At 39.8% G+C, this 25,821-nt stretch carries 24 protein-coding genes; 16 read left to right on the top strand and 8 right to left on the bottom strand.

The annotated features are described in order from the left end of the window. The first annotated feature begins 5 nt into the window (after positions 1–5). Positions 6–149, top strand: a complete 144-nt coding sequence (locus H605_RS19180; RefSeq protein WP_156875528.1) for a hypothetical protein — start codon at positions 6–8, stop codon at positions 147–149. 168 nt (positions 150–317) lie between these two features. On the opposite strand, the gene mgtE is transcribed toward H605_RS19180, so the two are convergent. Together mgtE and H605_RS17205 are read right to left on the bottom strand one after the other, a co-directional pair. Next, entirely contained in the window at positions 318–1,676 is a 1,359-nt protein-coding gene (gene mgtE / locus H605_RS0101790; RefSeq protein ID WP_029052618.1) for a magnesium transporter, read from the bottom strand. Between the two features lie 134 nt (positions 1,677–1,810). Then, a complete protein-coding gene (locus H605_RS17205) occupies positions 1,811–2,416 on the bottom strand; it encodes a general stress protein (protein WP_081657809.1) in 606 nt (201 codons plus the stop codon). A gap of 272 nt (positions 2,417–2,688) precedes the next feature. Between H605_RS17205 and H605_RS0101780 the strand changes: the two genes are divergently transcribed. Next, a complete protein-coding gene (locus H605_RS0101780) occupies positions 2,689–3,270 on the top strand; it encodes a 3D domain-containing protein (RefSeq protein WP_029052617.1) in 582 nt (193 codons plus the stop codon). Positions 3,271–3,400: 130 nt separating this feature from the next. Here the strand turns inward: H605_RS0101780 and H605_RS18305 are convergent, their stop codons facing one another. From H605_RS18305 to H605_RS0101765, 3 genes are all read right to left on the bottom strand, one after another. Continuing rightward, positions 3,401–4,813, bottom strand: a complete 1,413-nt coding sequence (locus H605_RS18305; RefSeq protein ID WP_051210428.1) for a GGDEF domain-containing protein — start codon at positions 4,811–4,813, stop codon at positions 3,401–3,403. A 246-nt stretch (positions 4,814–5,059) separates the two neighbouring features. Beyond that, the gene (locus H605_RS0101770) at positions 5,060–5,359 is read right to left on the bottom strand and encodes a hypothetical protein (RefSeq protein ID WP_029052616.1); all 300 of its coding nucleotides are present in this window, start codon (positions 5,357–5,359) and stop codon (positions 5,060–5,062) included. A 92-nt stretch (positions 5,360–5,451) separates the two neighbouring features. Next, positions 5,452–5,928 carry a VanZ family protein gene (locus H605_RS0101765; protein ID WP_029052615.1) on the bottom strand — a complete coding sequence of 159 codons (477 nt, stop codon included), beginning with the start codon at positions 5,926–5,928 and terminating at the stop codon, positions 5,452–5,454. A gap of 366 nt (positions 5,929–6,294) precedes the next feature. On the opposite strand from H605_RS0101765, the gene H605_RS0101760 reads away from it, so the two are divergent. Both H605_RS0101760 and H605_RS0101755 read left to right on the top strand, forming a co-directional pair. Next, complete coding sequence (locus H605_RS0101760; RefSeq protein WP_029052614.1) at positions 6,295–8,808, top strand: S-layer homology domain-containing protein; 2,514 nt, start codon at positions 6,295–6,297, stop codon at positions 8,806–8,808. 145 nt (positions 8,809–8,953) lie between these two features. After that, entirely contained in the window at positions 8,954–10,513 is a 1,560-nt protein-coding gene (locus H605_RS0101755) for an FMN-binding glutamate synthase family protein (protein WP_081657808.1), read from the top strand. A gap of 40 nt (positions 10,514–10,553) precedes the next feature. Here H605_RS0101755 and H605_RS0101750 read toward each other — a convergent pair whose 3' ends face one another. Further along, positions 10,554–11,237: a C40 family peptidase gene (locus tag H605_RS0101750; RefSeq protein ID WP_037561364.1), complete on the bottom strand. Its 684-nt coding sequence runs from the start codon at positions 11,235–11,237 to the stop codon at positions 10,554–10,556. 182 nt (positions 11,238–11,419) lie between these two features. Then, positions 11,420–12,049: a YflT domain-containing protein gene (locus H605_RS18300; protein WP_051210427.1), complete on the bottom strand. Its 630-nt coding sequence runs from the start codon at positions 12,047–12,049 to the stop codon at positions 11,420–11,422. 276 nt (positions 12,050–12,325) lie between these two features. Between H605_RS18300 and H605_RS0101740 the strand changes: the two genes are divergently transcribed. From H605_RS0101740 to H605_RS0101725, 4 genes are all read left to right on the top strand, one after another. After that, complete coding sequence (locus H605_RS0101740; protein WP_029052611.1) at positions 12,326–12,739, top strand: cation transporter dimerization domain-containing protein; 414 nt, start codon at positions 12,326–12,328, stop codon at positions 12,737–12,739. Positions 12,740–13,108: 369 nt separating this feature from the next. Beyond that, positions 13,109–13,693 (top strand): TetR/AcrR family transcriptional regulator, encoded by a 585-nt coding sequence (locus tag H605_RS0101735; RefSeq protein ID WP_029052610.1) that lies wholly within the window; start codon positions 13,109–13,111, stop codon positions 13,691–13,693. 84 nt (positions 13,694–13,777) lie between these two features. Beyond that, positions 13,778–14,164 carry a DMT family transporter gene (locus H605_RS0101730; protein ID WP_029052609.1) on the top strand — a complete coding sequence of 129 codons (387 nt, stop codon included), beginning with the start codon at positions 13,778–13,780 and terminating at the stop codon, positions 14,162–14,164. After that, entirely contained in the window at positions 14,127–14,441 is a 315-nt protein-coding gene (locus H605_RS0101725) for a DMT family transporter (RefSeq protein WP_029052608.1), read from the top strand. The genes H605_RS0101730 and H605_RS0101725 overlap by 38 nt, the downstream gene beginning before the upstream one ends. A 96-nt stretch (positions 14,442–14,537) precedes the next feature. On the opposite strand, the gene sda is transcribed toward H605_RS0101725, so the two are convergent. Continuing rightward, positions 14,538–14,675 carry a sporulation histidine kinase inhibitor Sda gene (gene sda / locus H605_RS18555; protein ID WP_029052607.1) on the bottom strand — a complete coding sequence of 46 codons (138 nt, stop codon included), beginning with the start codon at positions 14,673–14,675 and terminating at the stop codon, positions 14,538–14,540. Between the two features lie 766 nt (positions 14,676–15,441). Here sda and ilvD point away from each other — a divergent pair. The 8 genes from ilvD (at position 15,442) to leuD (ending at position 25,636) form a co-directional block, all read left to right on the top strand. Continuing rightward, positions 15,442–17,109: a dihydroxy-acid dehydratase gene (gene ilvD / locus H605_RS0101715; RefSeq protein ID WP_029052606.1), complete on the top strand. Its 1,668-nt coding sequence runs from the start codon at positions 15,442–15,444 to the stop codon at positions 17,107–17,109. A gap of 356 nt (positions 17,110–17,465) precedes the next feature. Beyond that, the gene (gene ilvB, locus H605_RS0101710) at positions 17,466–19,211 is read left to right on the top strand and encodes a biosynthetic-type acetolactate synthase large subunit (protein ID WP_029052605.1); all 1,746 of its coding nucleotides are present in this window, start codon (positions 17,466–17,468) and stop codon (positions 19,209–19,211) included. Beyond that, positions 19,208–19,726: an acetolactate synthase small subunit gene (gene ilvN, locus H605_RS0101705; RefSeq protein ID WP_029052604.1), complete on the top strand. Its 519-nt coding sequence runs from the start codon at positions 19,208–19,210 to the stop codon at positions 19,724–19,726. The genes ilvB and ilvN overlap by 4 nt, the downstream gene beginning before the upstream one ends. Positions 19,727–19,753: 27 nt before the next feature. After that, positions 19,754–20,788: a ketol-acid reductoisomerase gene (ilvC, locus tag H605_RS0101700; protein ID WP_029052603.1), complete on the top strand. Its 1,035-nt coding sequence runs from the start codon at positions 19,754–19,756 to the stop codon at positions 20,786–20,788. After that, positions 20,775–22,316, top strand: a complete 1,542-nt coding sequence (locus H605_RS0101695; protein WP_029052602.1) for a 2-isopropylmalate synthase — start codon at positions 20,775–20,777, stop codon at positions 22,314–22,316. The genes ilvC and H605_RS0101695 overlap by 14 nt, the downstream gene beginning before the upstream one ends. 68 nt (positions 22,317–22,384) lie before the next feature. Then, positions 22,385–23,485 carry a 3-isopropylmalate dehydrogenase gene (gene leuB / locus H605_RS0101690; RefSeq protein WP_029052601.1) on the top strand — a complete coding sequence of 367 codons (1,101 nt, stop codon included), beginning with the start codon at positions 22,385–22,387 and terminating at the stop codon, positions 23,483–23,485. A 140-nt stretch (positions 23,486–23,625) separates the two neighbouring features. Beyond that, a complete protein-coding gene (gene leuC, locus H605_RS0101685) occupies positions 23,626–25,038 on the top strand; it encodes a 3-isopropylmalate dehydratase large subunit (RefSeq protein ID WP_029052600.1) in 1,413 nt (470 codons plus the stop codon). A gap of 13 nt (positions 25,039–25,051) precedes the next feature. Next, a complete protein-coding gene (leuD, locus tag H605_RS0101680) occupies positions 25,052–25,636 on the top strand; it encodes a 3-isopropylmalate dehydratase small subunit (RefSeq protein WP_029052599.1) in 585 nt (194 codons plus the stop codon). Positions 25,637–25,821 lie beyond the last annotated feature (185 nt).

The following is a 25,821-nucleotide window of genomic DNA, read 5'->3' as shown; positions in this document are numbered from 1 at the left end:
AACCCATGGCCGCGGAGCTCTTCGTTATGTACTCGCTCTTCGACGAAGCGGTACAGATTATTCGACTTTACTTCTTCACTATCACAAACCCAGCTGCACCAAACTTCAACCCAAATCCGTTTGTGCAATTGCTGTTACTAGTAGTATAACCTATACAAAACGCAATAAACGCAAATCATCAAACTGTGAAGAATGTCATGTTTCTGTAGTGTTTGGCATCAAACTGAGATATATTACAACAACCTTACACTAACCTTTCATTACTATATATTATGCTGAATGTTCTGTTTATATGCAAGAGAAATCTGAATATTCAATTACATTAATTTTGAGATGAACATTGTAGCAATTCCGAAGTAAATCAGTAACGATAGAATGTCATTAACCGTCGTAATTAAAGGACCAGAAGCTACAGCTGGATCTACTTTAAATTTATTGAGGATCAAAGGAATAGTCGTTCCTGCAATCGTTCCGATAATCAGTGTAGCAACTAAAGAGGAACCTACCACTAATCCTAGTGTGAAACTACCTTGCCATACATAGGCGATCACTGAGATCACGGCACCACACACGACACCTAATATAATTCCAACAATTAATTCGCGAAGAACTAGTTGCAGTGCCGTTTTCATATTCAAGTCCTCAGATACGAGACCACGCACTACGACAGCCAAAGATTGGGTGCCTGTGTTACCGGTCATACCGGCAATCATCGGCATGAAGAAGGCAAGAGCGACAACAGCTTCCAACGTTTCTTCAAATTTGGAAATGATACTACCAGATACGAGGCCGATAAATAACAATAGAATGAGCCAAGGGAGTCTACGGTAGGCCGCTACTAGAGGCTTTGTTTTGAAATCAATAGATTTACCAGAAGCGAAAAGCATTTCAATATCCTTGTTTGCTTCTCTAACGACTAAATCGAGTACTTCGTCAGTCCGTATGATTCCCACTAATATATTCTCTTTATTGACAACAGGAAGTGATACGAAATCAAATCTTCCAATCATTTTGGCTACCTCGCCTTGGTCAGTCGTATCATATACTTTGGCAAGACCGGTCTCCATAACTTCCGTTACTATACAATCGTCCTTAGCGAGCAATAAATCACGGTAAGAAAGCACACCTACTAATTGTTTTTCATCATTAATGATATATACGTAATTTAAGTAATGAGCAAATGATTCATAATGCTTGAGCTTTTCAATCGTTTTTTCAACAGTATATGACTGATGAACCCATACATAACGCGTCGTCATAATTCGTCCAGCTGAATCTTTTGGATACTTTCGGCGCTGTAAAATATTCTTTTTTTGTTCTTGGCGCAATTCAGCTATGAGTTTTTCCACTTGTTTATCTGACAGCTCGGACAAAAGGTGGGATAAGTCATCACTTTTCATTTCTTCCAGCAGTTCTGTGGAACGAATCGACCCTACTAAATCCAGTACGCGTAACTGTTCATTTTTCGATAAAAAGCCCATCATCTTCACTAGATGATCTTTATCCAGTACTTCTAAAAATGTAGTATGTCGTTTTCGGGGTAATCGCTTATACTGAGCAGCTACTTCTCTAGGTTCTAGTTCTTTAATTACTTTTTTTAAAGATTCCAGATTACCATCTTTAATCAATTGTATAATCGCGCGTGAAACATCATCTTGATCACGAGTCACCGGCATGTAATGCACCTCTCTTATCTGTACATAGTTATACTCACTCATTCATTCCCTTTTGTGGAAGAAAAGAAACCAAGTGAAGCAATATATAGTAACTTTAGTCAATAAAAAAAGCCTCCGAAGAGACTTAATTCAATTTAGTTGTGAGTGTCTTTGTCAGCAGGTTTTGGATCAGTTAATGGATCGTAGCTATGATTTTTAGCTAGTGGATTCGGATCAATCAACGGACTTGATTCAATATCTCTACCGGTAGGTTGATTAATTGAGCCTGTCGTATAGGAAGCATGTGTATGTGTTACTGGATTATATAGATCTGAGTCGATTAACACTAAAATTTTACCGTGTTCGAAATGATCATGGTAGCGATGGGCTTCATCTTTGGGGATTCCCATTCCGATCAGCGCACCCGCAAGGCCACCGACACCCGCTCCAGCTGCAGCTCCTGTAATGCCGGCTACTATTGGGCCAGCTGCTATAATAGGACCTATCCCTGGAATAGTCAAAGCACCGATGCCTGTAAGAATTCCTCCAAAACCACCGATCAAGCCAGCAGTTGTAGCTCCTGTCGCGGCACCTTCAGTAGCATGTGTGCCTGTTTGTTCGACTACGTGAGCTGCTTCTTCACGATCTTTACTAATGATTGAAATTTCATCTGCGGTAAATCCGAGATGCTTTAAATTTTCAATAGTGGCAATGGCTTCTCTATCTGTGTCATAGGTTCCAACTACATGTCTTTTCTTCATAAAATAGCCCTCCTATAAATCTACTAGAGTGTAATTGTACATTACTTATAAAACTACCCCTTACTATCCAAATAAAACCCGGCAATGTTTGAACATATCGAAATGTAATGTTTGATACAGGATTTAATACCTAAGTTTTCATACAATTCGAAATGAAAACAAGCTATTTGTAACATAAATGTAGGTGTTGTCATTGCATTGTTTCATGTTTGTAATCTAATTGTAATATAGACTTGGTAAGATAAGGCTATCAAATCGTTAGGGGTGGCATATTGAAGAAGTTATTATTTGCATTGACAGTAGCCATGTTAATCACAGTATTCACAAGCGGGATGAACGAAACATCGGCCGCATCATCAGTTCACACAGTTAAAAAAGGTGACACACTATATAAAATCTCTCTACAAAACAATGTATCTGTCTCTAATATTCAAAAATGGAATAACTTAAAATCCACGGTGATTTATCCAAATCAAAAGTTGCGTTTAGTGAAGTCTTCTAAAGTGGCTGCTAGTGCTCCGAAGAAACAAAGCACACCATCTCGTTCAAATGGAGATAATGTATCGAAAGAACTTATGGTAAGTGCAACAGCGTATACAGCACATTGCAATGGTTGCTCAGGTATTACAAGAACAGGATTGAACTTACGTAAAAATCCCAACTTGAAAGTAATTGCTGTAGATCCACGAGTTATCGAATTAGGAACAAAAGTTCACGTTGAAGGGTACGGATATGCCATCGCTGGAGATACTGGCGGAGCAATCAAAGGTAATAAAATCGACGTATTCATTCCAAGTAAATCACGTGCCTACCAATGGGGACGTAAAAACGTAAAAGTAAAAGTTCTAAATTAATATATTGAAAGCTCACATCGCATAGTGGCGGTGTGAGCTTTTTTTATTGCATACATGCGTATGATTAACTGTGCTTTAGTATGGATAACAAAAAAACATGAACCCTATCTTACAGGCATCCATGTTTGGGTTATATGAAGGAAATGACTTGGTTCTTGCCGTTCTCTTTTGCTTTGTAAAGAGCGAGATCCGCTAAATGAAATAATTCATTGAAGCTTTGTATATTACGTCTCGTATTGTCACTGAGTCCTATACTGATCGTTATTGGAATAGGTAAAACATCTGAAGTAGATGACAAGGACTCAATTTTTCCAGCGAGTAAAGTAGCTTTTCTTTTTGCGTCTGCCATAGAAATGCCTTGCATAACTAAAACAAATTCATCTCCACCGAAACGGGCTAACACATCTTCTTTCCTTATTTCATGGATAGAAGTGTTCGCAACAAATTTAATGGCTTCATCTCCGACTAGATGACCATATGTGTCATTAATTGATTTTAAATTATCAATATCAAAAACAATACAAACAACGGATTTTTTAGGCGTTGTGGCTTCATCCAACCATAAATTAGTCGTTTCTTCTAAATACTTTCGATTGTATATACCTGTCAAATAATCCGTGTTTTCGCTCGTCGTGCTGGAAGAACTTTGTAACCGTATTTGCAATTCGAGTGCTGCTTTTACCAGTCGGCTGTCTTCGATTTCATGCAATAAATCAATATATTCCTTCTGAATGATTGCTAATTCATCAAAACTACAAAGGTTTTCTGCCAACACAATTCGTTTTTGCTGAATATCTTTCAGTATAGAGTAATCTCTCAATTTCTCCTCACGTTGTTTTGCTTTCGTGTAAAAGTGGAAAGCTTTTTCGGGCTCACCTATTAAATCATAGAATCTACCTTTTAAAATTTCTAGAAATGCCATTTCACGCGGGTGATCGTGCATAGTAGGTAACAGGCGCAAAAAATCAAGGCTAGTCTGAGCAAGATGGGAATTTTGTAGGTTAATAGCAGATTCAATTACGTGTAGATGTGCTCGAATCAATAAAATTTCTCTGTCTACATCTTCCATCTTTGCAAAAGAAACGGCTAACTGTGCAAATTCTAAAGCTTTATCATATTGCTCTTTTTTATTGTGAAGAAGACTTAGTTTATTATACGCCATGCTGGCATAAGAATAATCTTCACTCTCGATCGCAATGGAGAGCATGTCTTCCAATAACTTTTGTCCTCTGTCATAGTCTAATGCGAAAGAGCTGACGAAGTATTGCAAATAATATGAACGCATATAATCGGACTTTTTGCCATGCAAAATACATTGTGTATAATGCTCTTCTATATGAAAGAGAACTTTTTCAAAATCACCTGTGTAATAATGGGAGATCGCACAAATGTAATGTGCGGTTAAAACAGCTTCATTATTTGAAAATAAAAGACCTTTATTTAATAATTCTTCTGCCCATGTAATGACTAAGTCATAGCGTCCTTCGCTTCTTGCTTCACTAATTTTGCTATAAATAGCCGTTATCTCATTTTCCTTTGCCATTGCTGTTCTCCTCCGATATAGGAAGTTTTAGTATTTTTTATAGTTCTAATGTATGCATTATATTGTGTGAAGTGTAATGCTATCATATCACGTCATAAATAAATGAACACATTTAAAAATGCTCATTTTACGAATATTCCATTGAATACATTGTAGACTATAGTTGTATATACCCTGTAAACAAAAAGTATAAACGTCCTACTTCAAAATATGAAGTAGGACGTAGAATTATACCTTATATATATCTTATTTTGATTGTATTTGTTTGTATAATGAAATGAATTGTTCAGGTTCTTCCTCGATTTCAAATGTAAAAACACCTTCATTTGTATGAAGATAAAATAATCCTGTGTGACCAGAGAAAGGGCGATAGGATACATCAAAAACATGCTTCAGAGGGAAACTGCGCTCCGACGTTGTAATGCGATCTTGGAATAAGCACATTGTGTGGTAAGACTTTTGGTGCGTTTGTTCTATGCGATCCACGACTCGGTGGATGGAAATATAGCTTAGTGAAAGGATTAGCTGATCACTCGAGTTATTCATTAGACGACCTCCCATTTCGTCATTATCATAACACAGAGTACTATGCTCGTAAAAACGTTAGGAATACTATAGACCTAAACGATACTATGGAACTAATTTTTACGTAAGTGACTGGCTAAACGAACTAACGCTAGCAGTAAAAGAAAAGTTACAGCACCTGCTGTATCTAAATAAACATCTTGCATCGTCGAGGTGCGGCCTCCTGTAAAGTACTGATGTAATTCATCAGCACATGCTAAAGCGAAGGTGAATAGAGCGGCTAACAATAAACGAGCCTTTCCTTTAGGCAAGAGCCAATAAATGACTAAAGCTAAAAATCCAAATGTAAAGAAATGTGCAGCTTTTCGAATCAAGAATTCTACAAAATGATAATATCCCCGTTCTTCAATAGAGATAGTTCTATCCCAATAGGAGAATTCCCACGTGGATAAAGCAGTTTTGCCAGGTTCGCCTGGTAGCCATTGTTGTAGTGTGGAAACAAGCGATTGCTGTTCGTATGTCTGACTGGATGAGATCGACAGTCCGACTAAAATGCTGATTAGTAAGAGAAGAGCCAGTAATTTTTTCATAATGGGATTGTATCATGAAAAGTAACATATGATGTAGGCGAGCTATATTTTAATTTGTTATTGCGCAGTTACAAGGTTGTAATCTGAATGTAATATGCAAGGTGTACACTCTCGTAGTGCTGGTAGTTCCACAATATATGAAATGCATCCTTCATTTTCCATTACCAACAAAGGAAATGTATGTTATTATTTTAGTTGAGCGCCTAGTAATCATTCTTTCCTTTCCTATACTTTATTCATTTAATAGTCTTAAGGATTATTTAATGTGAAAGAGGGTATAAGAGTAAAAGAGTAAAAGAGTGGTTTTTATGCTGCTCTGCAACCAACCAGCAATCACGCAAACAAACTAGAGGAGGAAATTATTTAATGAAATCACAATCAAAAAAGAAGTACAGTAAGTATCTAACAGGCGTAGCATCAGCGGCATTAGTAGCATCAGCGGTGGCACCAGTTGTCAGTGCAGCAGACTTCAATGACGTTGTGGAAACTAACTCACACAAGGAAGCAATTGATGCACTAGCAGCAACAGGTGTAATCAGTGGTTATCCGGATGGTTCATTCAAGCCTAATAAAACTTTAACTCGTTCCGACGTAGTGAAGTTAATGGGAAAATGGCTTGTATCAAAAGGGTATACAATTCCGACTGACTATAAAACAAATCCACGCTTCACTGATTTAACATCTAAGTCTAATGACGAATTGTTGCAATCAGCAGCAATCGTAAAGGATAACGATGTATTTAGAGGATATGAAGATGGATCATTAGGCGCGGCTGGATCTATTACCCGTGAAAACATGGCGGTTGTATTGGTTCGTGCGTTCGATTCAGTGAATAAAACGAGCTTATTAACATATGTGCAAGAACAAGAATTTGATAGAGACGTAGTAGATTTGAATAAGGCGAAAGCTGAAGCACGTACTGCCATCGATGTATTAGACTACTTCGACATTACAAACCCAGCTGCACCAAACTTCAGACCAAAAGAAACTACAACACGCGCACAATTCGCTTCATTCCTTTACAAAACAATTCAAGTTGAAGTACCTGGAAAAGAACCTGAAGCTCCAGAAGTATCTGAAATCACTTCAGTTACAGCAACTGATGAAAAGCAACTTGAGCTAACAGGTAAGAATTTGCACCTGTTGAAAGCGGAGCAATTAAAGATTGAAGGAAATGAACTGGCTTCATTCAAAGCGAACGAAGACGGTACAAAAGCGACAATCGAACTAAAAAACGAACTAACGTCGGGTAAAGAAATGACTCTTCACTTGACGACTAAAGCAGAAGCTGAAGGCGAAGAAGATGTAGTGACTTCTTACAAGTTCACGTACGAGTTGACAGTAGAGAAAGTTACAGCTACTACTACTCAAGTGAATGCTGGTCAAGCTGGTCAGAAGTTGGCGTTTAACGTTGATGGCAAACCTGCTGATATGAAGAAATTGACGGATGCTGGTTATAAGGTGGCGTTCCAGTCTACTAATACTGATGTGTTCTCTGAGCAGGCGACTGGTACGTTGAAGTCACTTGACGCGGATACAAAATTCTCTTACAAAGTAATTGTTACGGATAAAGATGGAAAAACTGTTGAGTCAGAGTTAGTAGATGTTAAAGTGGTAGACTTCGATAATACAGTTTCTGAGATTAGTAAAGTTTCAGTTAAGCAAGGTGGAGTAACGGTAGAAAGTGGAAAAATTTCACTTGAAGACGGTGCAGTAGATGTAAAAGTCGAAGAAACTATTACTCTTAGCGGAGCAACAAAAACTGATTCGACTGCAACGTTCACTTCCTCTAATCCAAGCGTAGCAACAGTCACTTCTGCTGGCAAAGTAACGCCAATCAGTACTGGAGAAGTTACGATTGTCGCAAAAGTTGGCGATGTTACGAAGGACATAAAGCTTACAGTAGGTGCTGGTAAGCGTGTTGCAAGCAGTGCTACATTATCGTCAACAGAGACTAAATTAATTACAGGTGCAACTCAAGGCACTAATGTAGTAGTTAAAGACCAATATGGTGACTTGTATGCTGGCGATGTAACTGTCGAGTCAAAAGACGCTGAGATTGCTACTGTATCTACAAAACCTTTAAAAGTTACAGAAGGTAAGGCTACTGTAAATGTAAATGGGATTAAAGCTGGAACAACAACTGTCCAAGTTAAATCTGGTGATACAGTTCTAGGTAATATAGCGGTTGCTGTATCGGATGATAAAACAGTAGCTACTAAAAAGCTAGAAACAGTATCTGCTTCAGACGATTTGACAATTGATGCTATTAATGGTTCAAAAGACGGCTCTGTAACATTAGCTTGGAAACAGTACAATAGCCAAGGGTTTTATGTAGGCGACGACAAAATTGGTGCTGGATACGAAGTAACTTCGTCTAATCCAAGTGTTGCAACAGTTACAAAAGATGCTAAAACAGGGGAACTGACTGTTGAAGCTAAAGAAGCAGGAACTACGAATATCTTGATTAAACAAGGAGATATTACAAGAGCAACTGCTACGATTACTGTAGTGAATTCAACTCCGTCAATATCTTCAGTAGAGTTTAAAGAGACTACACCTGTCATCACTTCAGGAGATTTCAATATGCAGGTAGTAACTGGAGATGGAATTAAATTGACTTCATCAGAAGCTACTCCTCTAATTAAAAATGACGGTACTATTTATATGGTAAACGAAGGAAATGAAATTACTTTAGGTACGATTGCAACGAGCTATTCCGGAGATTCTGCGGCTGTTACTGATTTGAAAGTAGAAGGCGGTAAGCTTTCTGGTAAAGCTAATAAAGGTGCTCAAGGCACTGTTGTAGTAAGCGTGAAAAAAGCTGGACAATCTAGCGCGATTGCTACTAAGCAAATCGAAGTAAACGTTCCAAAATAAACAAAGCTTGACATACACAATAGCAAAATAGCAACACTCCAGTCCTATTCCTTGATTACTTTCAAGGAATAGGACTTTTTTACGTTTAGTCAGCCGCTTATCAGGGGTACAGGTAAAGTACAGACAAACAGAAAGGAGTGGGGCTATGAATTGGTTAGAAGGCATCAATTTTACAACTTCATTGGTTGTGCTGATTATATTAGCCATTGCAATCAGTATAGGGATTTTTCTATACTTTTTTGATCGAAGTCAGAAACAGCACGCAATTTTACGTAACTACCCAATCTTAGGTAGAGTTCGCTATATATTTGAAAAGGCGGGTCCAGAGGTTAGACAGTATTTATTCAATGATGATAATAGCGGCAAGCCATTCAGCCGCGAAGAATACTTACATATGGTGATGCCCGGGAAGTACTTAAACAGTATCATTGGTTTTGGGTCTAAACGAGACTACCAGGAACCTGGTCACTATATTCGTAATGCCATGTTCACGAAACAAAACGAGGAAATGCGTGTAGATAATGATAATCTATTGAAAACTATGCGCTATGAAGTAGAAACTGACAATTTATTCTCGCGCAAAGAACATCGTGAAGAAGTGACAACATTGCCTTGGTTGTTACCCGAGGAAGATGCGATTGTATTAGGACCAAATTGTGAGCATCCATTTGTCGTGCGTAGCTTATTGGGGCAGTCCGGTATGAGTTATGGTGCACTCGGAGACCATGCAATTACTGCACTATCTAAAGGTATTGGTATGGCGCAAGGTGCCTGGATGAACACAGGTGAGGGTGGCGTATCAGACCATCACTTGGTAGGGGGCGCAGACATTATTGCGCAGATTGGATCGGGGTTATTCGGGTTCCGAACAGAAGATGGACAGTTCGATATTGAAAAAGTAAAAGAGAAAGCAAATATACCACAGGTTAAGGCGTTTGAGATCAAGTTAGCCCAAGGAGCAAAAATGCGTGGAGGACACGTAGAAGGGGAGAAGGTCACGGAAGAGATTGCGGCTATACGAAATGTAAAACCTTATACTTCTATTAATAGTCCGAACCGTTTTAAACAGTTCCATGATTATCCGACACTGTTTTCATTCATTGAAGATATTCGGCATGCTGGCGGAATTCCTGTTGGCATCAAAATAGTCATTGGTGGAAAGCAAGATGCTGAAGAACTGGCATCGTATATGGCTGAAACAGGCATGGGTCCTGATTTTATCTCACTCGATGGAGCGGAAGGTGGATCGGGCGCTACCTATCAAGACTTAGCGGATAGTGTGGGCTTACCACTACGTTCTTCTCTTATTCTACTAGACGATGCATTGCGTAAATTTGAAGTGCGTGATCAAGTAAAAATTATTGCATCAGGTAAAATTATCACACCTGATAAAGCAGCCATTGCATTGGCTTTAGGTGCAGATTTGACACAAGTTGCACGTGGTTTCATGATTTCAGTAGGCTGTATCATGGCAGAGCGATGCCATACGAATACATGCCCAGCTGGTGTCGCCACGACAGATCAAAGCTTACAGCGAGCACTTGTTGTAGAAGAGAAGAAATTCCGTGTAACAAATTATATATTGACAATGAGAGAAGGATTATTCCGTGTGGCTGCGGCTGCGGGCTTAGATTCTCCAACAAAGTTTGAAAGGCATCATGTAATCTATAAAGATGAGCAAGGGAAAGTCCATTCCGTTGAATAAAAAAACGACCTGATGAACGTTCATCGGGTCGTTTTACTGATTATATTCTTCTGAAACTGTTGAATTTAGATTTCCAGTACGGATTATTCAGGCTGACGACTTCCGACTTCTTGCCACCAGCATGAACAAATTTATTGTTTCCAACATAGATACCTACATGCGAAATTCCTTTGCGGTACGTGTTATGGAAGAATACTAGATCTCCAGGTCTTGGTGATTTAATTTTTGATGATTGTTTGAATTGCCCGGTTGTTGTTCTAGCTACAGACTTACCATTCTTCTTGTATGAATACTGGATGAATCCACTGCAATCGAATCCTCTAGTTGTAGTGCCGCCAAAACGGTATGGGATTCCGCGCAAGTTCATTGCTGTTTTCACAACACCAGATCCTCCACCTTTAGTATGAGAAGCTGCTGCTACTGCCTTGCCTGTAGATCTCTTTAATAGAGAACTTGAAACATATCCTTTTTTACCATTGATTTTTACTTTATACCACAATTGTTTACCTGCATATTTTTGATGTGTCAGTTGAACGCGTGTACCTTTTTTTAATGTAAAGACTCTTCTATGTTGTGTTCCAGCATTTGCTCGAACGTTTGCATTATGTACTGTTATGTATGTACCACTTTTAGCTGTAGCTTTACTTGCTGCATCGGCTGTCCCGCCAGTGAACCCAACGAACATGGCTGATGCCATCAAAATTGAACATAAAAACTTTTTCATGAATGACTCTCCTCCGAAATAATAGATATCACTTTCTAGCTGCAAGTAATATCTTACACGACAGCTTAAGAGTGAAACATTACGTTCACATTAAGAAGAGGTTACAAGAATCGTGTTTTGTAAACAAGTTGTAACAAAGTAAAGAGCCTTCCGTAGAAATGAAAGGCTCAAAAAGAATATGATTATTTTTTAGGGAAAGTAGAAGGATCTTCATCCTCAATTTGTTCGGATACTACGGCATCCTCTTCTTTAGAAGTAAGATCATTTGTCTGAATTGTATCGGCCCGATTGGTTGCTTGTAGAACTTCTGGTTGTGGAGGGTTTTGCAAAGGCTCATATCCTCCATAAGACAGTTCAGATACTGTATCCTCAATAAATGGATCTGTAGTTCTATTGTGATCAACGACAGGTTTAGATGCACTAGGCGATAATCCGTCTGTAGAGAAAGGCCCATCTTTCGAATACACGCTGTAAGCCAACCCTTCATCTACATATAGCATCATACCACCGTGTTGAACTTCTTCGTAATAGCGGTCTACTTGAATCGTGTCCATTCCGATGCCATACATCATTTGTTTGATCTGATTTTCGCCAGTTAAGAAGCCTATAAAGCGATCTGTCCACGTATCATATGCGGAGTACACATCTACGCCTGTTCGACTGCGTAGCATGGATACATCGTTTTCATTTTTAGCGATTACATAAATATTATCATCGATATAACCCGTTTCTTTTAATTCCTCTATCTTACTTAGAAGATCAGCATCCTTGTAATATACGCCAATAAATGTCTTGCTTATGAGTTCATCCATTGTATCGCCTCCCTTTTTATAGTTGATTTATATAACATACCCATTTCACGTCCTACAAAAACCTTGCGAACGTTGGTAAAAGAATGGAGTGAAGAATACTGTTGTATTGTAAATTAAAAGACGGAAGAGAAGAGTCAAGAAAGTCATGTTCAAGTCTAGTCTTTTCGCCACATAACTGTTTGACAGTACATTGCATAGCACAAAATTCTTTGCCAAGGTTTTACAAATATGATAGGATACACAATATAATGAACAAAAAGAAAGGATCGGTTTATCATGAAAAAAAGACAGATATTAGCTCCGCTTAGTCTATCACTTCTACTATTAGGAGCATGTAACGCGGATACTGACAACGAAAAAGAAGTGGACAAGGAACAAACCGAACCTACTGAAAATGTTGTTAAAGAACCTGTAGATAAATCTGATACAACGGCTTCTAATGATGAGTTAAAAGAAGAGTTTGAGAAAGAAGAAGGGGTATCGGAAGTAAGTTTAATCATTACTGAAGATGCAGGTGGTTTCGTCTTGCTGGACTTTGAAGTGACCGAAGACATGAAAAAAGAAGATGCTGAAAAAATTAGTAAAAAATACTACGAACGTCTTGAAAAAGAGTACCCAGAACATAGCATTGATATCCAAGCACGTAAAAGTGGAGAAACATTCGTACAAGAAACAAAAGAAGTCAAATAATGAACGTAAAAATACCGTCCTGTCAAAGGACGGTATTTTTATCGTTACAACTCATAGATTATTTTTCAGCTATTCCTACTCCTCGAACAAATAGATTGAACGTATTGAATACAATTAAGAATAACGAATTTTCTAGATGGCGTATATAAGTATTGTTTTACTATTTACAGTATATAGCCCGTCAGCTACAGCAAATAACGCGTTTACTGACATAAAGACGAATCATCTTATAGTTTTGATGTGTACTTTGCATCAAATGATGGTAGATTTAAAGAGTATTAAGTAAATCCGGAAGTAATCATTGTCATTGCCTGTAAGAAAAGAATAGTACGATATACTAATTAGAATCTATAGAGAGTGGGGAATACATTGGGGAAAAAGACAGCGATTATACATTCAGCTATAGAAGTATTTCAAGAGCAAGGGATTGAGAAGACGAAGATCTCCGATATCGTCAAGCGTGCAGGGATTGCGCAAGGAACATTTTATTTATACTTTCCGTCAAAATTATCCCTTATGCCTGCAATTGCGGAAGTGATGGTCATGAAAACGATTGAAATCGTCAAACTAACGGTTGATGATGAAGCAACGTATCCAAAACAGTTCGAACAAATGGTAGATGCAATATTTAAAGTGAACAAAGAGTATTATGAAATTTTAGCCGTCATCTATTCAGGAATAGCTTCAACGGAACATATTCGCGAGTGGGAATCCGTATACGCACCATTTTATGAATGGATTAGCCAAAAGCTTGAAGCTGCCAAAATAGCAGGCGCGGTTCGCCAATCGATCAAACCTGAACGGACAGCAAAGATCATTATTGGTCTTATTGAATCAGCGGCTGAGCAAGTATTCCTTTACGCTCAACATGATGAAAGTGAAGCGGATAGACAGAAAGAAGAAGTCCTGGATTTTATATCTCATGCACTGCAATTTCAAACAGCGAAAGGTTAACATAGCAATATGTTAGCTTTTATGATAAAATGAATGATAGTCAGTCATATAAATATAGTAAGAAATAAAATTGGAGTGAATGGTATGAATAAAGCATGGTTATATGTCGCATTAACTAGTTTTTTTGAATTAGTGTGGATTTTTGGTTTTAACACAGCGACTCACTGGTGGCACTGGATATTTATCGTAGGGTTTATCTTTGTGGATTTTCATTTCCTTACAAAAGCCTGCGAGGGGCTACCGACAGGAACGGTCTATGCAATATTTGCTGGAATCGGAACAGTGGGTACATCGTTAATGGATGTCATGTTCTTTGGAGAGCATATTAGTATAGGGAAGATCTTTTTCATCTTCCTCCTAGTGGTTGGTGTAGCAGGATTAAAGATAGCGGATGGGCAGGATGAAAAGAAAGCGCTGGAGGGAGTGAAAGACGATGGGTTGGATTCTAGTATTATTGGCAGCTCTAAGTGAGTTTGCGGGTGTAATCGGGTTGAAAAAGTTTAGTGAGAACAAGACATTGGGTAACGGCTTGCTATATTACGGAGGGTTCGGTATTGCGTTCTTCTTTCTGTATAACTCCTTTAAGTTCCTGCAAGTTAGTACAGCTTATGCCGTGTGGATTGGTATAGGTACAGCGGGTGCCGTACTCATCAATATGGTGTTCTTTGGTGAATCGAAGAGTACAGGTAGAGTAGTGAGTCTTATTCTGATCGTTATCGGCGTAGTTGGACTCAAAGCGTTATCATAAAATATATCTCCTTAAATAGAAGGAGATGTACTTATAGAATGGAAAACGGACATGCCTATGATAAAAAGGCATGTCCGTTTTATTGTATCCGAAAGATCAGCTACTGAGTTTTATCGATTCCAAGGCACGTTTACGTATCTCGCGTTCCAACAGTTGGATGAATTCCAGATTTAGATGGTATTTTTGAGCTTGTTGATAGGAATAGATCAACAATTGATCCGATAAATGTGGCACAGTAGAACCGCCTCCTTTAGGATGAATAGATTGTAATCAGTCTGCATGCTTCTCTCTAGATGTTATCTCTTACTTTACCAAAGGAATCTAAAAAGAACAAGCGTTCGAATTATCCACAATGTTGGTGGGTAAGTTGTGGGTAATATGTGAATGGTATACAGAAACTGCCAATATATGCGGTGGATAATGTGTATAGAGTTATGAACAAAATATAAATGTCGAATACTGTCGAGCGAAACTTGTCATAAACTTACTAGCATTCTACATACTTAACGAAAAAATATGGTTTCTTGAATAGAAGAGGTAGAGCATTAGTTGAAGTCTACACTTATTGATTCGTAAGTAGATGAGAGAGTTACAATGAAACAAAGCGAAAAATCTGATTGATGCATACAAAGCAAAAGAGGCTAGACAGAATGTTGAATAAATGTACAAACTCTACCTTCTATTTGCATAATAAGGATATTGTCTGGATTTCCTTTTATTTAATGAAAGAAACAAGCTCAAATGCAAAATAAATTTCAAATATTTCGATATGCAATATATCGCTGTATGTCGCGTGTGTAAGCGTATTCAGACGTTTTAAATTAGTCACAATTAACGAAAAACTTTAAAAATACGGTTGACCTTTATTCGTATTCAAGATATGATTACAGCAATCTAGTTCATAGCGGTGAACAATTCACTAGCTGTTCAGAATATTCAACTGAATGCAATTGATGTAATTAGCAATTGATTCGTTCAATTAGTTTAGGAGAGATTGCAAATGAGAAGTGACATGATTAAAAAAGGAATCGATCGTGCACCACATCGTAGCTTACTATATGCAGCTGGTGTTAAAACGAAAGATATGAACAAACCATTTATCGGAGTGTGTAACTCTTATATAGATATCATTCCGGGACATATGCACTTAAACAAATTCGCGGAAGTAGTGAAAGAAGCGATTTGGGAAGCGGGCGGCGTACCGTTTGAATTTAACACAATCGGTGTTGATGACGGAATTGCAATGGGGCATATCGGTATGCGTTATTCATTGCCAAGTCGTGAGTTGATTGCAGATTCAGCTGAAACAGTCATTAATGCGCACTGGTTTGATGGTGTTTTCTATATACCTAACTGTGACAAAATCACACCAGGTATGCTGATGGCAGCTGTTCGAACAAACGTCCCTTCCGTCTTCGTTTCTGGCGGGCCGATGGAAGCAGGTGTTTCCGCAACAGGAGATGTTCTTTCATTAACATCCGTGTTTGAAGGTGTAGGAGCTTACAAGAGTGGTAAGATGTCAGCTGAAACATTACTCGACATCGAACAGAATGCTTGTCCTTCATGCGGATCTTGTTCGGGAATGTTCACAGCGAACTCCATGAACTCATTAATGGAAATGCTCGGTATGGCTCTTCCAGGAAATGCGACAATTCTTGCTACATCCGATGATCGTCATAGACTCATTAAAGATGCAGCGAAACATCTAATGAATTGTATCGAAAAAGATATTAAACCGCGTGACATCATTACGAAAGAAACAATTGATGATGCATTTGCACTTGATATGGCAATGGGAGGATCGACTAATACAGTACTTCACACATTAGCGATCGCCCACGAAGCAGAAATTGATTACAATATTGAAGATGTTAACGAGGTAGCAAAACGAGTACCATACTTAGCTAAAATCATGCCAGCGTCTGATTATTCAATGGATGACATTGAAAAATCCGGCGGTGTGAGCGCAATTATCAATGAATTGTGTAAAATCGATGGTGCGATGCACAATGATCGAATGACAATCACAGGCAAATCGATTGCAGAAGATGTCGCAGGTCATGAAATTACAAATACAGATGTCATACGAACGAAAGATAATCCATATAGTCCTGTAGGTGGCTTGTCCATTCTATTTGGTAATATCGCACCTGAAGGATCTGTCATTAAAGTGGGCGCAGTTGATCCTTCTATCAAAGAGTTTAGAGGAGAAGCGATTGTCTTTGAATCACAAGAAGAGGCCCAAGAAAATATTGATAATGACACGGTAAAAGCAGGCCACGTCGTCGTCATTCGATATGAAGGACCTAAAGGTGGACCAGGAATGCCAGAAATGTTAGCGCCGACATCCGCAATTATGGGGAAAGGGCTAGGTAAAGAAGTTGCTTTAATTACCGATGGTCGTTTCTCTGGGGCGTCACGAGGTATATCCATTGGACATATCTCACCAGAAGCAGCATCCGGTGGACCGATTGCACTTGTAGAGGATGGAGATATTATCGAAATAGATCTAACGAATCGTACGATCGAACTGATGGTATCTGATGAAGTTCTTGCAGAACGTCGCCATGCACTGAAACCATTTGAACCTAAAATTAAAAAAGGGTATCTTGCTAGATATTCTCAACTAGTCACTTCAGCGAGTACTGGCGGAGTCATGAAAATTTAATATACAAAACGTTGATGAGGTTAAAGTAGATAGAGAGTGTATTCACAGAGAGCCGGTGGTGCTGCGAGCCGGTAATACAGCTATTTGCGACATCCCCTCGGAGTGGATTGCTAAAAGGTATACCGATTAGGCAGTCCCGGGCTCGAAATTCGGGCTCGTTAGCAATGAGAAAGTACAGCTTCGGCTTGCTTTCTCATAAGGTGACAAACGTCACGAACTAGGGTGGTACCATGAAAGCTTTTTCATCCCTATGTAAAGAGAGTAGTATTCTTTGCGTGGGATGAAAAGGTTTTTTTTTAGGGGAAAACGTCATTGGTCAATATATATATAGTTGAAAATGTAAGGAGGAGTTCAGTATGAGTGCTGAAGTACAAGAAAAACAGACTGCATCTATGCCAAAGGAACAATCCATAAATAAACTTGCAGATGGTTCTGCAATCTTGATTCAATCTCTTAAAGAACAGAATGTAGAAATGATCTTTGGATATCCCGGAGGAGCAGTTCTCCCAATCTATGATGCGCTATATAACGACCCAATACCACACGTATTAGCACGTCACGAGCAAGGGGCAATCCACGCAGCAGAAGGATATGCGAGAGTGTCCGGAAAGACAGGGGTAGTCATTGCCACATCAGGTCCTGGCGCAACGAACTTAGTAACGGGAATTACAGATGCCATGATGGACTCGCTTCCATTAGTAGTTATTACAGGCCAAGTAGCGACTACAGTGATTGGATCGGATGCTTTCCAGGAAGCGGATATTATAGGGATTACTCAACCTATTACAAAACATAACTATCAAGTGCAAAGTGTAGCGGACATCCCACGTATTATGCGTGAAGCTTTCCATATTGCTTCTACCGGAAGACCAGGACCAGTCGTTGTCGACGTACCAAAAAATATCGCAACAGATCTCTTTATTCCTGTCGAAAAAGAAAGTAAAGAAGTGAATTTGCCTGGTTATCAGCCAACTACTACACCAAATTATCTGCAAATTCAAAAAGCTTCAAAAGCGATCTCTGAAGCGAAAAAGCCTATGATCCTTGCCGGTGCAGGTGTACTTCATGCAGGTGGAACGACCGAGCTGAAGGAGCTTGTCGAAACGCATCGTATTCCAATCGTCAATACATTACTTGGCTTGGGTACAATCCATGGAGAACATGAACTATTCTACGGAATGGCTGGAATGCACGGTACGGCAACTGCCAACTATGCACTAAGCGAATGTGATTTACTTCTCAATGTCGGTGCCCGTTTTGATGACCGTCTAACAGGTAACTTGGATGCATTCTTGCCGAATGCACGTGTTATCCATATTGATATTGATCCAGCAGAGATTGGTAAAAACGTGGTTACTGAAATTCCGATTGTATCTGATGCGAAAGAAGCGTTAACAGCATTGCTAAAAGCGGATTTCAAATCACCGGATACAACAGAATGGGTGGGCTATTTGAATGGTTTAGCAGACCAATATCCACTTTGGTATCAAAAGGACGAGGAAGCTTTATTACCTCAACAAGCTCTCGAAATCATTCATCGGATTACAAATGGCGATGCAATTGTTACGACAGATGTTGGCCAGCACCAAATGTGGACGGCTCAATATTATCGTTTCAATAATCCGGACAACTGGGTAACATCAGGCGGATTAGGAACAATGGGCTTTGGCTTCCCAGCAGCAATCGGTGCACAGCTTGCAAGACCGAAAGCGCGTGTAATTGCAGTTGTTGGAGACGCAGGTTTCCAAATGACAGCACAAGAGCTATCACTTCTTCAAGAAATGCGTATTCCCGTGAAAGTCATCATTTTAAATAACGGAGCACTAGGTATGGTACGTCAGTGGCAAGAGACATTCTATGAAGAACGCTATTCACAGTCGCTAGTTCCTGTACAGCCAGACTTTATTAAATTGGCGGAAGCATACGACCTAAAAGGATATCGTATCCACAAATTAGAAGAAGCTGAAAAAGTATTTACAGAAGCGCTATTATCTGACGAGCCGGTCTTGATCGATTGCCGAGTGAAACAACGTGAAAACGTCTATCCGATGGTTGCTCCAGGTAAAGGATTACAAGACATGATTGGAGTGAGTCCTCAGTGAAACGAATTATTACAGTAACAGTAATTAATCAGAGCGGGGTATTAAACCGTGTAACGGGACTGCTGATGAAGCGTCAATTCAATATTGAAAGTATTACCGTTGGTGCTACGGAACAGCCGAATAGATCCAAGATGACATTCCAAGTTCACGTTGAAGATGAAAACAAAATTGAACAACTTGTAAAACAGCTGCAAAAGCAGATTGATGTTATTACAGTGAAAGATATAACAGACAAAGCAATCGTGTTACGTGAGTTAGCGCTAGTAAAGGTCATCTCACCACCACAGATTCGCTCTGAAATGAATAGTATTGTGGAACCTTTCCGTCCAATTATAGTTGATTCCGGGAAGAATGTAGTAACTTACCAAGTAACGGGTGACCCAGATAAAATCGAAGCGTTTATCGATTTGCTGAAACCATATGGCATCAAAGAATTAACACGAACTGGCGCAACCGGCTTTGCCCGTGATATGCAAAAAGTTCAAGCACCACAGTTATCAATTTTAAAGCAGTAATACACACACACTTAGGGGGAAATAAAAATGACAAAAATGTATTATAACCAGGATATCAATGAAGGACTATTAGCAGGTAAAACAATCGCAGTAATCGGATACGGTTCACAAGGCCACGCACACGCGCGTAACTTGAAAGATTCAGGCTTTAACGTAGTTGTAGGAGTTCGTGCAGGTAAATCATTTGATCAAGCAAAAGCAGACGGTCTTGAAACACTTTCGGTAAAAGAAGCTTCTGAAAAAGCAGATTTGATCATGATCCTACTTCCGGATGAAAACCAAAAAGCAATCTATGATGCAGAAATCGAACCTGCTCTTGCTAAAGGTAAATCTTTAGTATTCGCTCACGGTTTCAACGTACACTTCGGTGAAATTAAACCACCTGCTGACGTAGATGTATTCCTAGTAGCTCCAAAAGGACCAGGACACCTTGTACGTAGAACATTCGAAGCTGGCGGCGGTGTTCCTGCACTATTCGCGGTGTATCAAGACGTATCTGGCCAAGCAAAAGACGTAGCTCTTGCGTATGCAAAAGGTATCGGATCTGCTCGTGGCGGCGTTTTGGAAACAACTTTCGAAGAAGAGACAGTTACGGATCTATTCGGAGAGCAAGCAGTACTTTGTGGTGGATTGACTTCACTAGTTAAAGCTGGATTCGAAACACTAGTAGAAGCTGGATACCAGCCTGAGCTAGCTTATTTCGAAACATTGCATGAAACAAAACTAATCGTTGACTTGATGTATGAAGGCGGAATGGCTGGAATGCGTTATTCAATCTCTGACACTGCAGAGTGGGGCGACTTCGTTTCCGGACCACGCGTAGTCGATGCAGATACAAAAGCACGTATGAAAGATATTCTTACTGACATCCAATCAGGTAAGTTTGCAAAAGAATGGATCGAAGAGAATGAAAACGGACGTCCTAATTTTAATGCAATCGAAGAAGCAGAAGCTAAGCATCAAATCGAAGAGGTAGGACAGAAGCTTCGTTCTATGATGCCATTCATCAACGAAGGAGCTAAATCAAAAGAGGAAGAAGTGGTTGCGAGTGAGAAAAATTGATCTCTTCGATACAACTCTTCGCGATGGTGAGCAATCTGCAGGTATTAATCTAAATACAGTAGAAAAATTAGAAATTGCTCGTCAGCTAGAAAAACTTGGGGTAGCAGTTATTGAAGCAGGATTTCCTGCTTCCTCCCCAGGTGATTTTGAAGCCGTTCAACGCATTGCCAACACAGTGAAAAATTCTACTGTTACAGGTCTTGCTAGAGCAATGAAGAATGACATTGATATATCATGGGAAGCTTTACGTGGCGGAGAACAGCCACATATCCATGTGTTTTTAGCAACATCACCGATTCATATGGAGTATAAGTTAAAGAAATCTCCAGACGAAGTAGTGGATATTGCAGTGGATGCAGTCAAATACGCTAAACAATATTTCCCGCTTGTTCAGTGGTCAGCAGAAGATGCTTTCCGTTCTGATAAGGAATACCTGGTACGTATTATTAATAAGGTAATCGAGGCAGGGGCTACAACGATTAATGTTCCAGATACTGTGGGCTATGCAACACCGGCAGAATACGGCGCTCTATTCAAGTATTTGAAAGAGAACGTAAGAGGAGTAGAGAAAGTTAAGCTTTCAGCTCATTGTCATGATGATCTTGGAATGGCCGTTGCCAACTCCATTGCGGCAGTTGAGAATGGTGCAGATCAAGTTGAATGTACGATTAACGGGATTGGCGAGCGCGCAGGCAATGCAGCATTAGAAGAAATTGCTGTCGCGATGCACATCCGTAAAGACTTCTATAACATGGAAACTGGAATCAACTTGAAAGAAATCAAAAAAGCAAGTCAGCTTGTTAGTCGTTTGACAGGGGTAGTCATCCAGCCAAACAAAGCAGTTGTCGGAAAGAATGCATTCGCCCATGAATCGGGTATTCACCAGGATGGCATGCTGAAAAACCGTGAAACTTACGAAATTATAACACCTGAATTAATTGGTGAAACGGATATTCCGCTAGCGTTAGGTAAACACTCCGGACGTGCTGCGTTTAAAGATCGGGCAATGACAATGGGGTTTGAACTGACTGATCAACAATTGAATGAAGCGTTTGATGACTTCAAAAAATTAGCAGATCGTAAAAAGGAAATTACGGAAGACGATTTGTTTGTTCTTTTCACAGGACAACAATTGGCCGATACGGATACACCAATTTACGAATTGCATAATGTTCAAGTACAATACGGAACGAATAATATTCCGACAGCTACCGTGACAGCGACAGTGCCTAGCGGAGAAACAGTTACTGTGGCAACGACTGGTGCAGGATCTGTTGAATCCATCTTTAACGCACTGGAATTGGCCATTAAAGGTGAAGTACTCATTCTGGATTATCGTGTAACATCGATCGGTAAGGGCCGCGATGCACTGGGAGAGGCAGTAGTCAACTTAAGACATAACGGACTCGAGCTTACAGGCCGAGACGTAGCGCAAGACGTACTAGAAGCGTCTGCAAAAGCTTATTTGAATGCGATCAACCGTCAACTAGTTCGCGAACAATTGCGGAAAGAAGAGTTAATGAAATAAGCAACATATATCAAAGGGATAGAGTATTCGATCGAGTGATACGAGATTGATCAAGGAGGAGAAGTTCTATGGAAAAGAAAGTAGCAGTATTACCCGGTGACGGCATAGGACCCGAGGTAGTAGCAGAGGCAGTCAGAGTATTGGAAGTGATCGGCAGACGTTTTAACCATACATTCCATACAGAATATGGACTAATCGGTGGAGCGGCGATTGATGAAAAAAATAACCCACTTCCTAAAGAGACAATTGAGTTATGTGAGTCAAGCGATGCCATTCTTCTAGGAGCAGTGGGGGGTCCTAAATGGGATCAGAATCCATCTGAATTACGACCGGAAAAAGGGTTGCTTGCGATACGTAAACACTTTGATCTATTTGCAAACCTTCGTCCTGTTGCAGCTGTACCTTCTTTGATCCAAGCTTCTCCTTTAAAAGAAGAAATCGTCAAAGAAGTCGATATGATGATTGTTCGGGAATTAACTGGAGGTCTTTACTTCGGTAAACCGAGCCGTCACACAGATCAATCGGCTGTTGACACGCTTGTATATACACGTGAGGAAATCGAACGTATTGTCGACAAAGGTTTCGAGTTGGCTCGCCTACGTAAAGGCAAAGTAACTTCTGTGGACAAAGCGAATGTGCTCGAATCCAGTAAGCTGTGGAGAAAGATTGTAGAAGAGAAAAAAGCGCAGTATCCAGATGTAGAAGTAGAGCATCAGCTAGTGGACTCCGCAGCTATGAAGTTAATTACAAATCCTGCATATTTTGATGTAATCGTTACAGAGAACATGTTTGGAGATATTTTGAGTGATGAAGCTTCGGTCATTACAGGATCACTTGGATTACTACCATCAGCGAGTGTTCGTTCAGATGGTTTAGGTCTATATGAGCCAGTCCACGGTTCAGCGCCGGATGTAGCAGGGCAAGGAGTAGCAAATCCAGCGGCGACTATTCTATCTGTCGCAATGATGCTAAAGTATTCATTTGGATTAGAAACTGAAGCAACAGCGATTGAAAAAGCAGTCAATACAGTATTTGAAGAAGGTCACTTTACAGCAGATTTAGCTGGTAAAGAGCAACGTTCATTAACGACTAAAGAATGGACAGATAAGATTGTAGATGAATTGGATCTTCAGTTCGTTTCCAATAGTATTATGTACTCGTACATTTAAAAAAATACCGCTGTCTACGTCTCGACATGCACATGAGGGCATACCGAAACTGGTGCGCCCTTTCTGTATAGTTAGACCGAAATAGATGAACTGAATCATATGCCGAACGTAAAGGCAAGGGCTGGGAAGGGGAAACAATTATGGCTAAAACAATTATTGAGAAAATATGGGATGAGCATATTGTATATGAAGAAAAGGGAAAGCCTGATCTACTATATATTGATCTTCATTTAATTCATGAAGTGACATCACCACAGGCATTTGAAGGGTTACGTCTAGCGAACCGTAAAGTGCGTCGTCCGGATCTTTGCTTCGCTACTATGGATCACAATGTCCCGACAAAAAACTTACCGGTAATCAATGACCCGATTGCCAAAAAACAAATTACTACACTTGCAAAAAACTGTGAAGAGTTCGGCGTTCAATTGGCGGATATGCAACATCCTGACCAAGGTATTGTGCATATTATCGGTCCTGAACTTGGATTGACACAACCAGGGAAGACCATTGTGTGCGGTGACAGCCATACTTCAACACATGGTGCATTCGGAGCGATTGCATTCGGTATCGGAACAAGTGAAGTAGAGCATGTATTATCTACACAGACATTATGGCAAGGTAAACCGAAAACGATGGAGATCCGCGTGACAGGTAAAATAGGCTTTGGGGTCACGGCTAAAGATATTATTCTTGCGATCATTTCGAAGTTTGGAATTGGCGTCGGTACTGGACATATCGTTGAGTATACAGGAGAAGCAATTCGCGGACTTACAATGGAAGAACGTATGACAATTTGTAATATGTCCATTGAAGCGGGAGCAAAAGCGGGTTTGATTGGTCCGGACGAAACTACAATCAATTATTTACGTGGCCGTCGTTACGCACCACAAGGTGAAGAATTTGAAGCGGCGGCAGAGCGTTGGCTCGCTTTGAATACAGATGAAGGTGCAACATATGATCAAGTGCTTGAAATTCATGCAGATGAAATCGAACCATTCGTAACGTGGGGAACGAACCCATCTATGGGATCTGGAATTTCGTCTACTATTCCTACAACTGCAGACTATGTATCAGAAACAGATAAATCTGCACTTCGTTCCGCAATGGAATATATGGGGCTTGAAGAAGGAATGGCGTTAACGGATATTGAAATTCAGCACGCATTTATCGGTTCATGTACCAATGCGCGTCTTAGCGATTTGGAAGCAGCGGCGAATATCGTAAAAGGTAAGCACGTTCATCCTACTGTGACTGCAATTGTCGTACCTGGTTCACGTACAGTGAAAAAGCAGGCGGAAGATATCGGTCTTGATAAAATCTTTACAGATGCAGGTTTTGATTGGAGAGAGTCAGGGTGTAGTATGTGCTTAGCTATGAATGATGATGTAGTTCCAGCGGGCGAACGCTGTGCTTCTACATCTAACCGGAATTTTGAAGGACGCCAAGGTGCAGGCTCACGCACACATCTAGTCAGCCCATCCATGGCTGCAGCGGCTGCCCTACACGGACATTTCGTAGATGTTCGTAAAATCGAAGCAACTGTGCAAATTTGAGGAGGGTATTCAGATGGAACCAATTAATAAAATAGAGAGTGTACTCACTCCATTAGATAAAAATAACGTAGATACAGATCAAATTATTTCTAAGGAATTTTTAAAACGCATTGAGCGTACTGGGTTCGGAAAATATTTATTTTATCATTGGCGTTTTAATGCAGATGGTACAAAAAACGAAGATTTCGTGATGAATGATCCTCGATTTGACGGTTCAACTATTTTGGTTGCACATGAAAACTTCGGTTGTGGATCCTCTCGCGAACACGCACCTTGGGCAATTTTGGATTACGGATTCCGTGTAGTTATTGCTCCAAGCTTTGCAGATATTTTCTATAATAACTGCTTTAAGAATGGGATTTTACCGATTACACTATCTGTTGCAGAAATTGATGAATTTCTACGAAAAGGGAAAGAAGCTCCGTATACATTAACAGTTAGTCTTGAAGACCAGACTGTAGCAGGGGAAGACGGTTCGGTGTACGACTTTGATATCGATCCGTATTATAAAAAGATGTTGTTGAACGGTTGGGATGAAATTTCCCTGACATTCCAATATGAAGACAAGATTTCAGAGTACGAACAAAAGCATGCATAGTTCAAAACAGTTCATCGCTTACTAAGCATGAACTGTTTTTTACATATTAAAAGTAAAGTGTGTAATTTTGAAACTAATTTTGTTTTTCTGCGTCTGTACGGTGCGATTATGGAGAAATGGAAGATGGTCTGAGTAAATATCATAGCTAGATCACGTGGAAAATTCCCCCTTTACAATGATAGTCC

This window comes from Sporosarcina ureae DSM 2281 (assembly GCF_000425545.1).
Classification (GTDB): Bacteria; Bacillota; Bacilli; order Bacillales_A; family Planococcaceae; genus Sporosarcina; species Sporosarcina ureae.
The sequence above is the reverse complement of the archived record's forward strand: the minus strand, read 5'-3'. Positions and strand labels throughout refer to the sequence as shown.

Excerpts from the sequence above, each read along its gene's own strand:
- H605_RS19180 (WP_156875528.1), top strand. The coding sequence starts at position 6 with ATGGCCGCGGAGCTCTTCGTTATGTACTCGCTCTTCGACGAAGCGGTA.
- mgtE (WP_029052618.1), bottom strand. The coding sequence starts at position 1,676 with ATGCCGGTGACTCGTGATCAAGATGATGTTTCACGCGCGATTATACAA.
- H605_RS17205 (WP_081657809.1), bottom strand. The coding sequence starts at position 2,416 with ATGAAGAAAAGACATGTAGTTGGAACCTATGACACAGATAGAGAAGCC.
- H605_RS18305 (WP_051210428.1), bottom strand. The coding sequence starts at position 4,813 with ATGGCAAAGGAAAATGAGATAACGGCTATTTATAGCAAAATTAGTGAA.
- H605_RS0101770 (WP_029052616.1), bottom strand. The coding sequence starts at position 5,359 with ATGAATAACTCGAGTGATCAGCTAATCCTTTCACTAAGCTATATTTCC.
- H605_RS0101765 (WP_029052615.1), bottom strand. The coding sequence starts at position 5,928 with ATGAAAAAATTACTGGCTCTTCTCTTACTAATCAGCATTTTAGTCGGA.
- H605_RS0101760 (WP_029052614.1), top strand. The coding sequence starts at position 6,295 with ATGAAATCACAATCAAAAAAGAAGTACAGTAAGTATCTAACAGGCGTA.
- H605_RS0101755 (WP_081657808.1), top strand. The coding sequence starts at position 8,954 with ATGAATTGGTTAGAAGGCATCAATTTTACAACTTCATTGGTTGTGCTG.
- H605_RS0101750 (WP_037561364.1), bottom strand. The coding sequence starts at position 11,237 with ATGAAAAAGTTTTTATGTTCAATTTTGATGGCATCAGCCATGTTCGTT.
- H605_RS18300 (WP_051210427.1), bottom strand. The coding sequence starts at position 12,049 with ATGGATGAACTCATAAGCAAGACATTTATTGGCGTATATTACAAGGAT.
- H605_RS0101740 (WP_029052611.1), top strand. The coding sequence starts at position 12,326 with ATGAAAAAAAGACAGATATTAGCTCCGCTTAGTCTATCACTTCTACTA.
- H605_RS0101730 (WP_029052609.1), top strand. The coding sequence starts at position 13,778 with ATGAATAAAGCATGGTTATATGTCGCATTAACTAGTTTTTTTGAATTA.
- H605_RS0101725 (WP_029052608.1), top strand. The coding sequence starts at position 14,127 with ATGGGTTGGATTCTAGTATTATTGGCAGCTCTAAGTGAGTTTGCGGGT.
- ilvD (WP_029052606.1), top strand. The coding sequence starts at position 15,442 with ATGAGAAGTGACATGATTAAAAAAGGAATCGATCGTGCACCACATCGT.
- ilvB (WP_029052605.1), top strand. The coding sequence starts at position 17,466 with ATGAGTGCTGAAGTACAAGAAAAACAGACTGCATCTATGCCAAAGGAA.
- ilvC (WP_029052603.1), top strand. The coding sequence starts at position 19,754 with ATGACAAAAATGTATTATAACCAGGATATCAATGAAGGACTATTAGCA.
- leuB (WP_029052601.1), top strand. The coding sequence starts at position 22,385 with ATGGAAAAGAAAGTAGCAGTATTACCCGGTGACGGCATAGGACCCGAG.
- leuC (WP_029052600.1), top strand. The coding sequence starts at position 23,626 with ATGGCTAAAACAATTATTGAGAAAATATGGGATGAGCATATTGTATAT.
- leuD (WP_029052599.1), top strand. The coding sequence starts at position 25,052 with ATGGAACCAATTAATAAAATAGAGAGTGTACTCACTCCATTAGATAAA.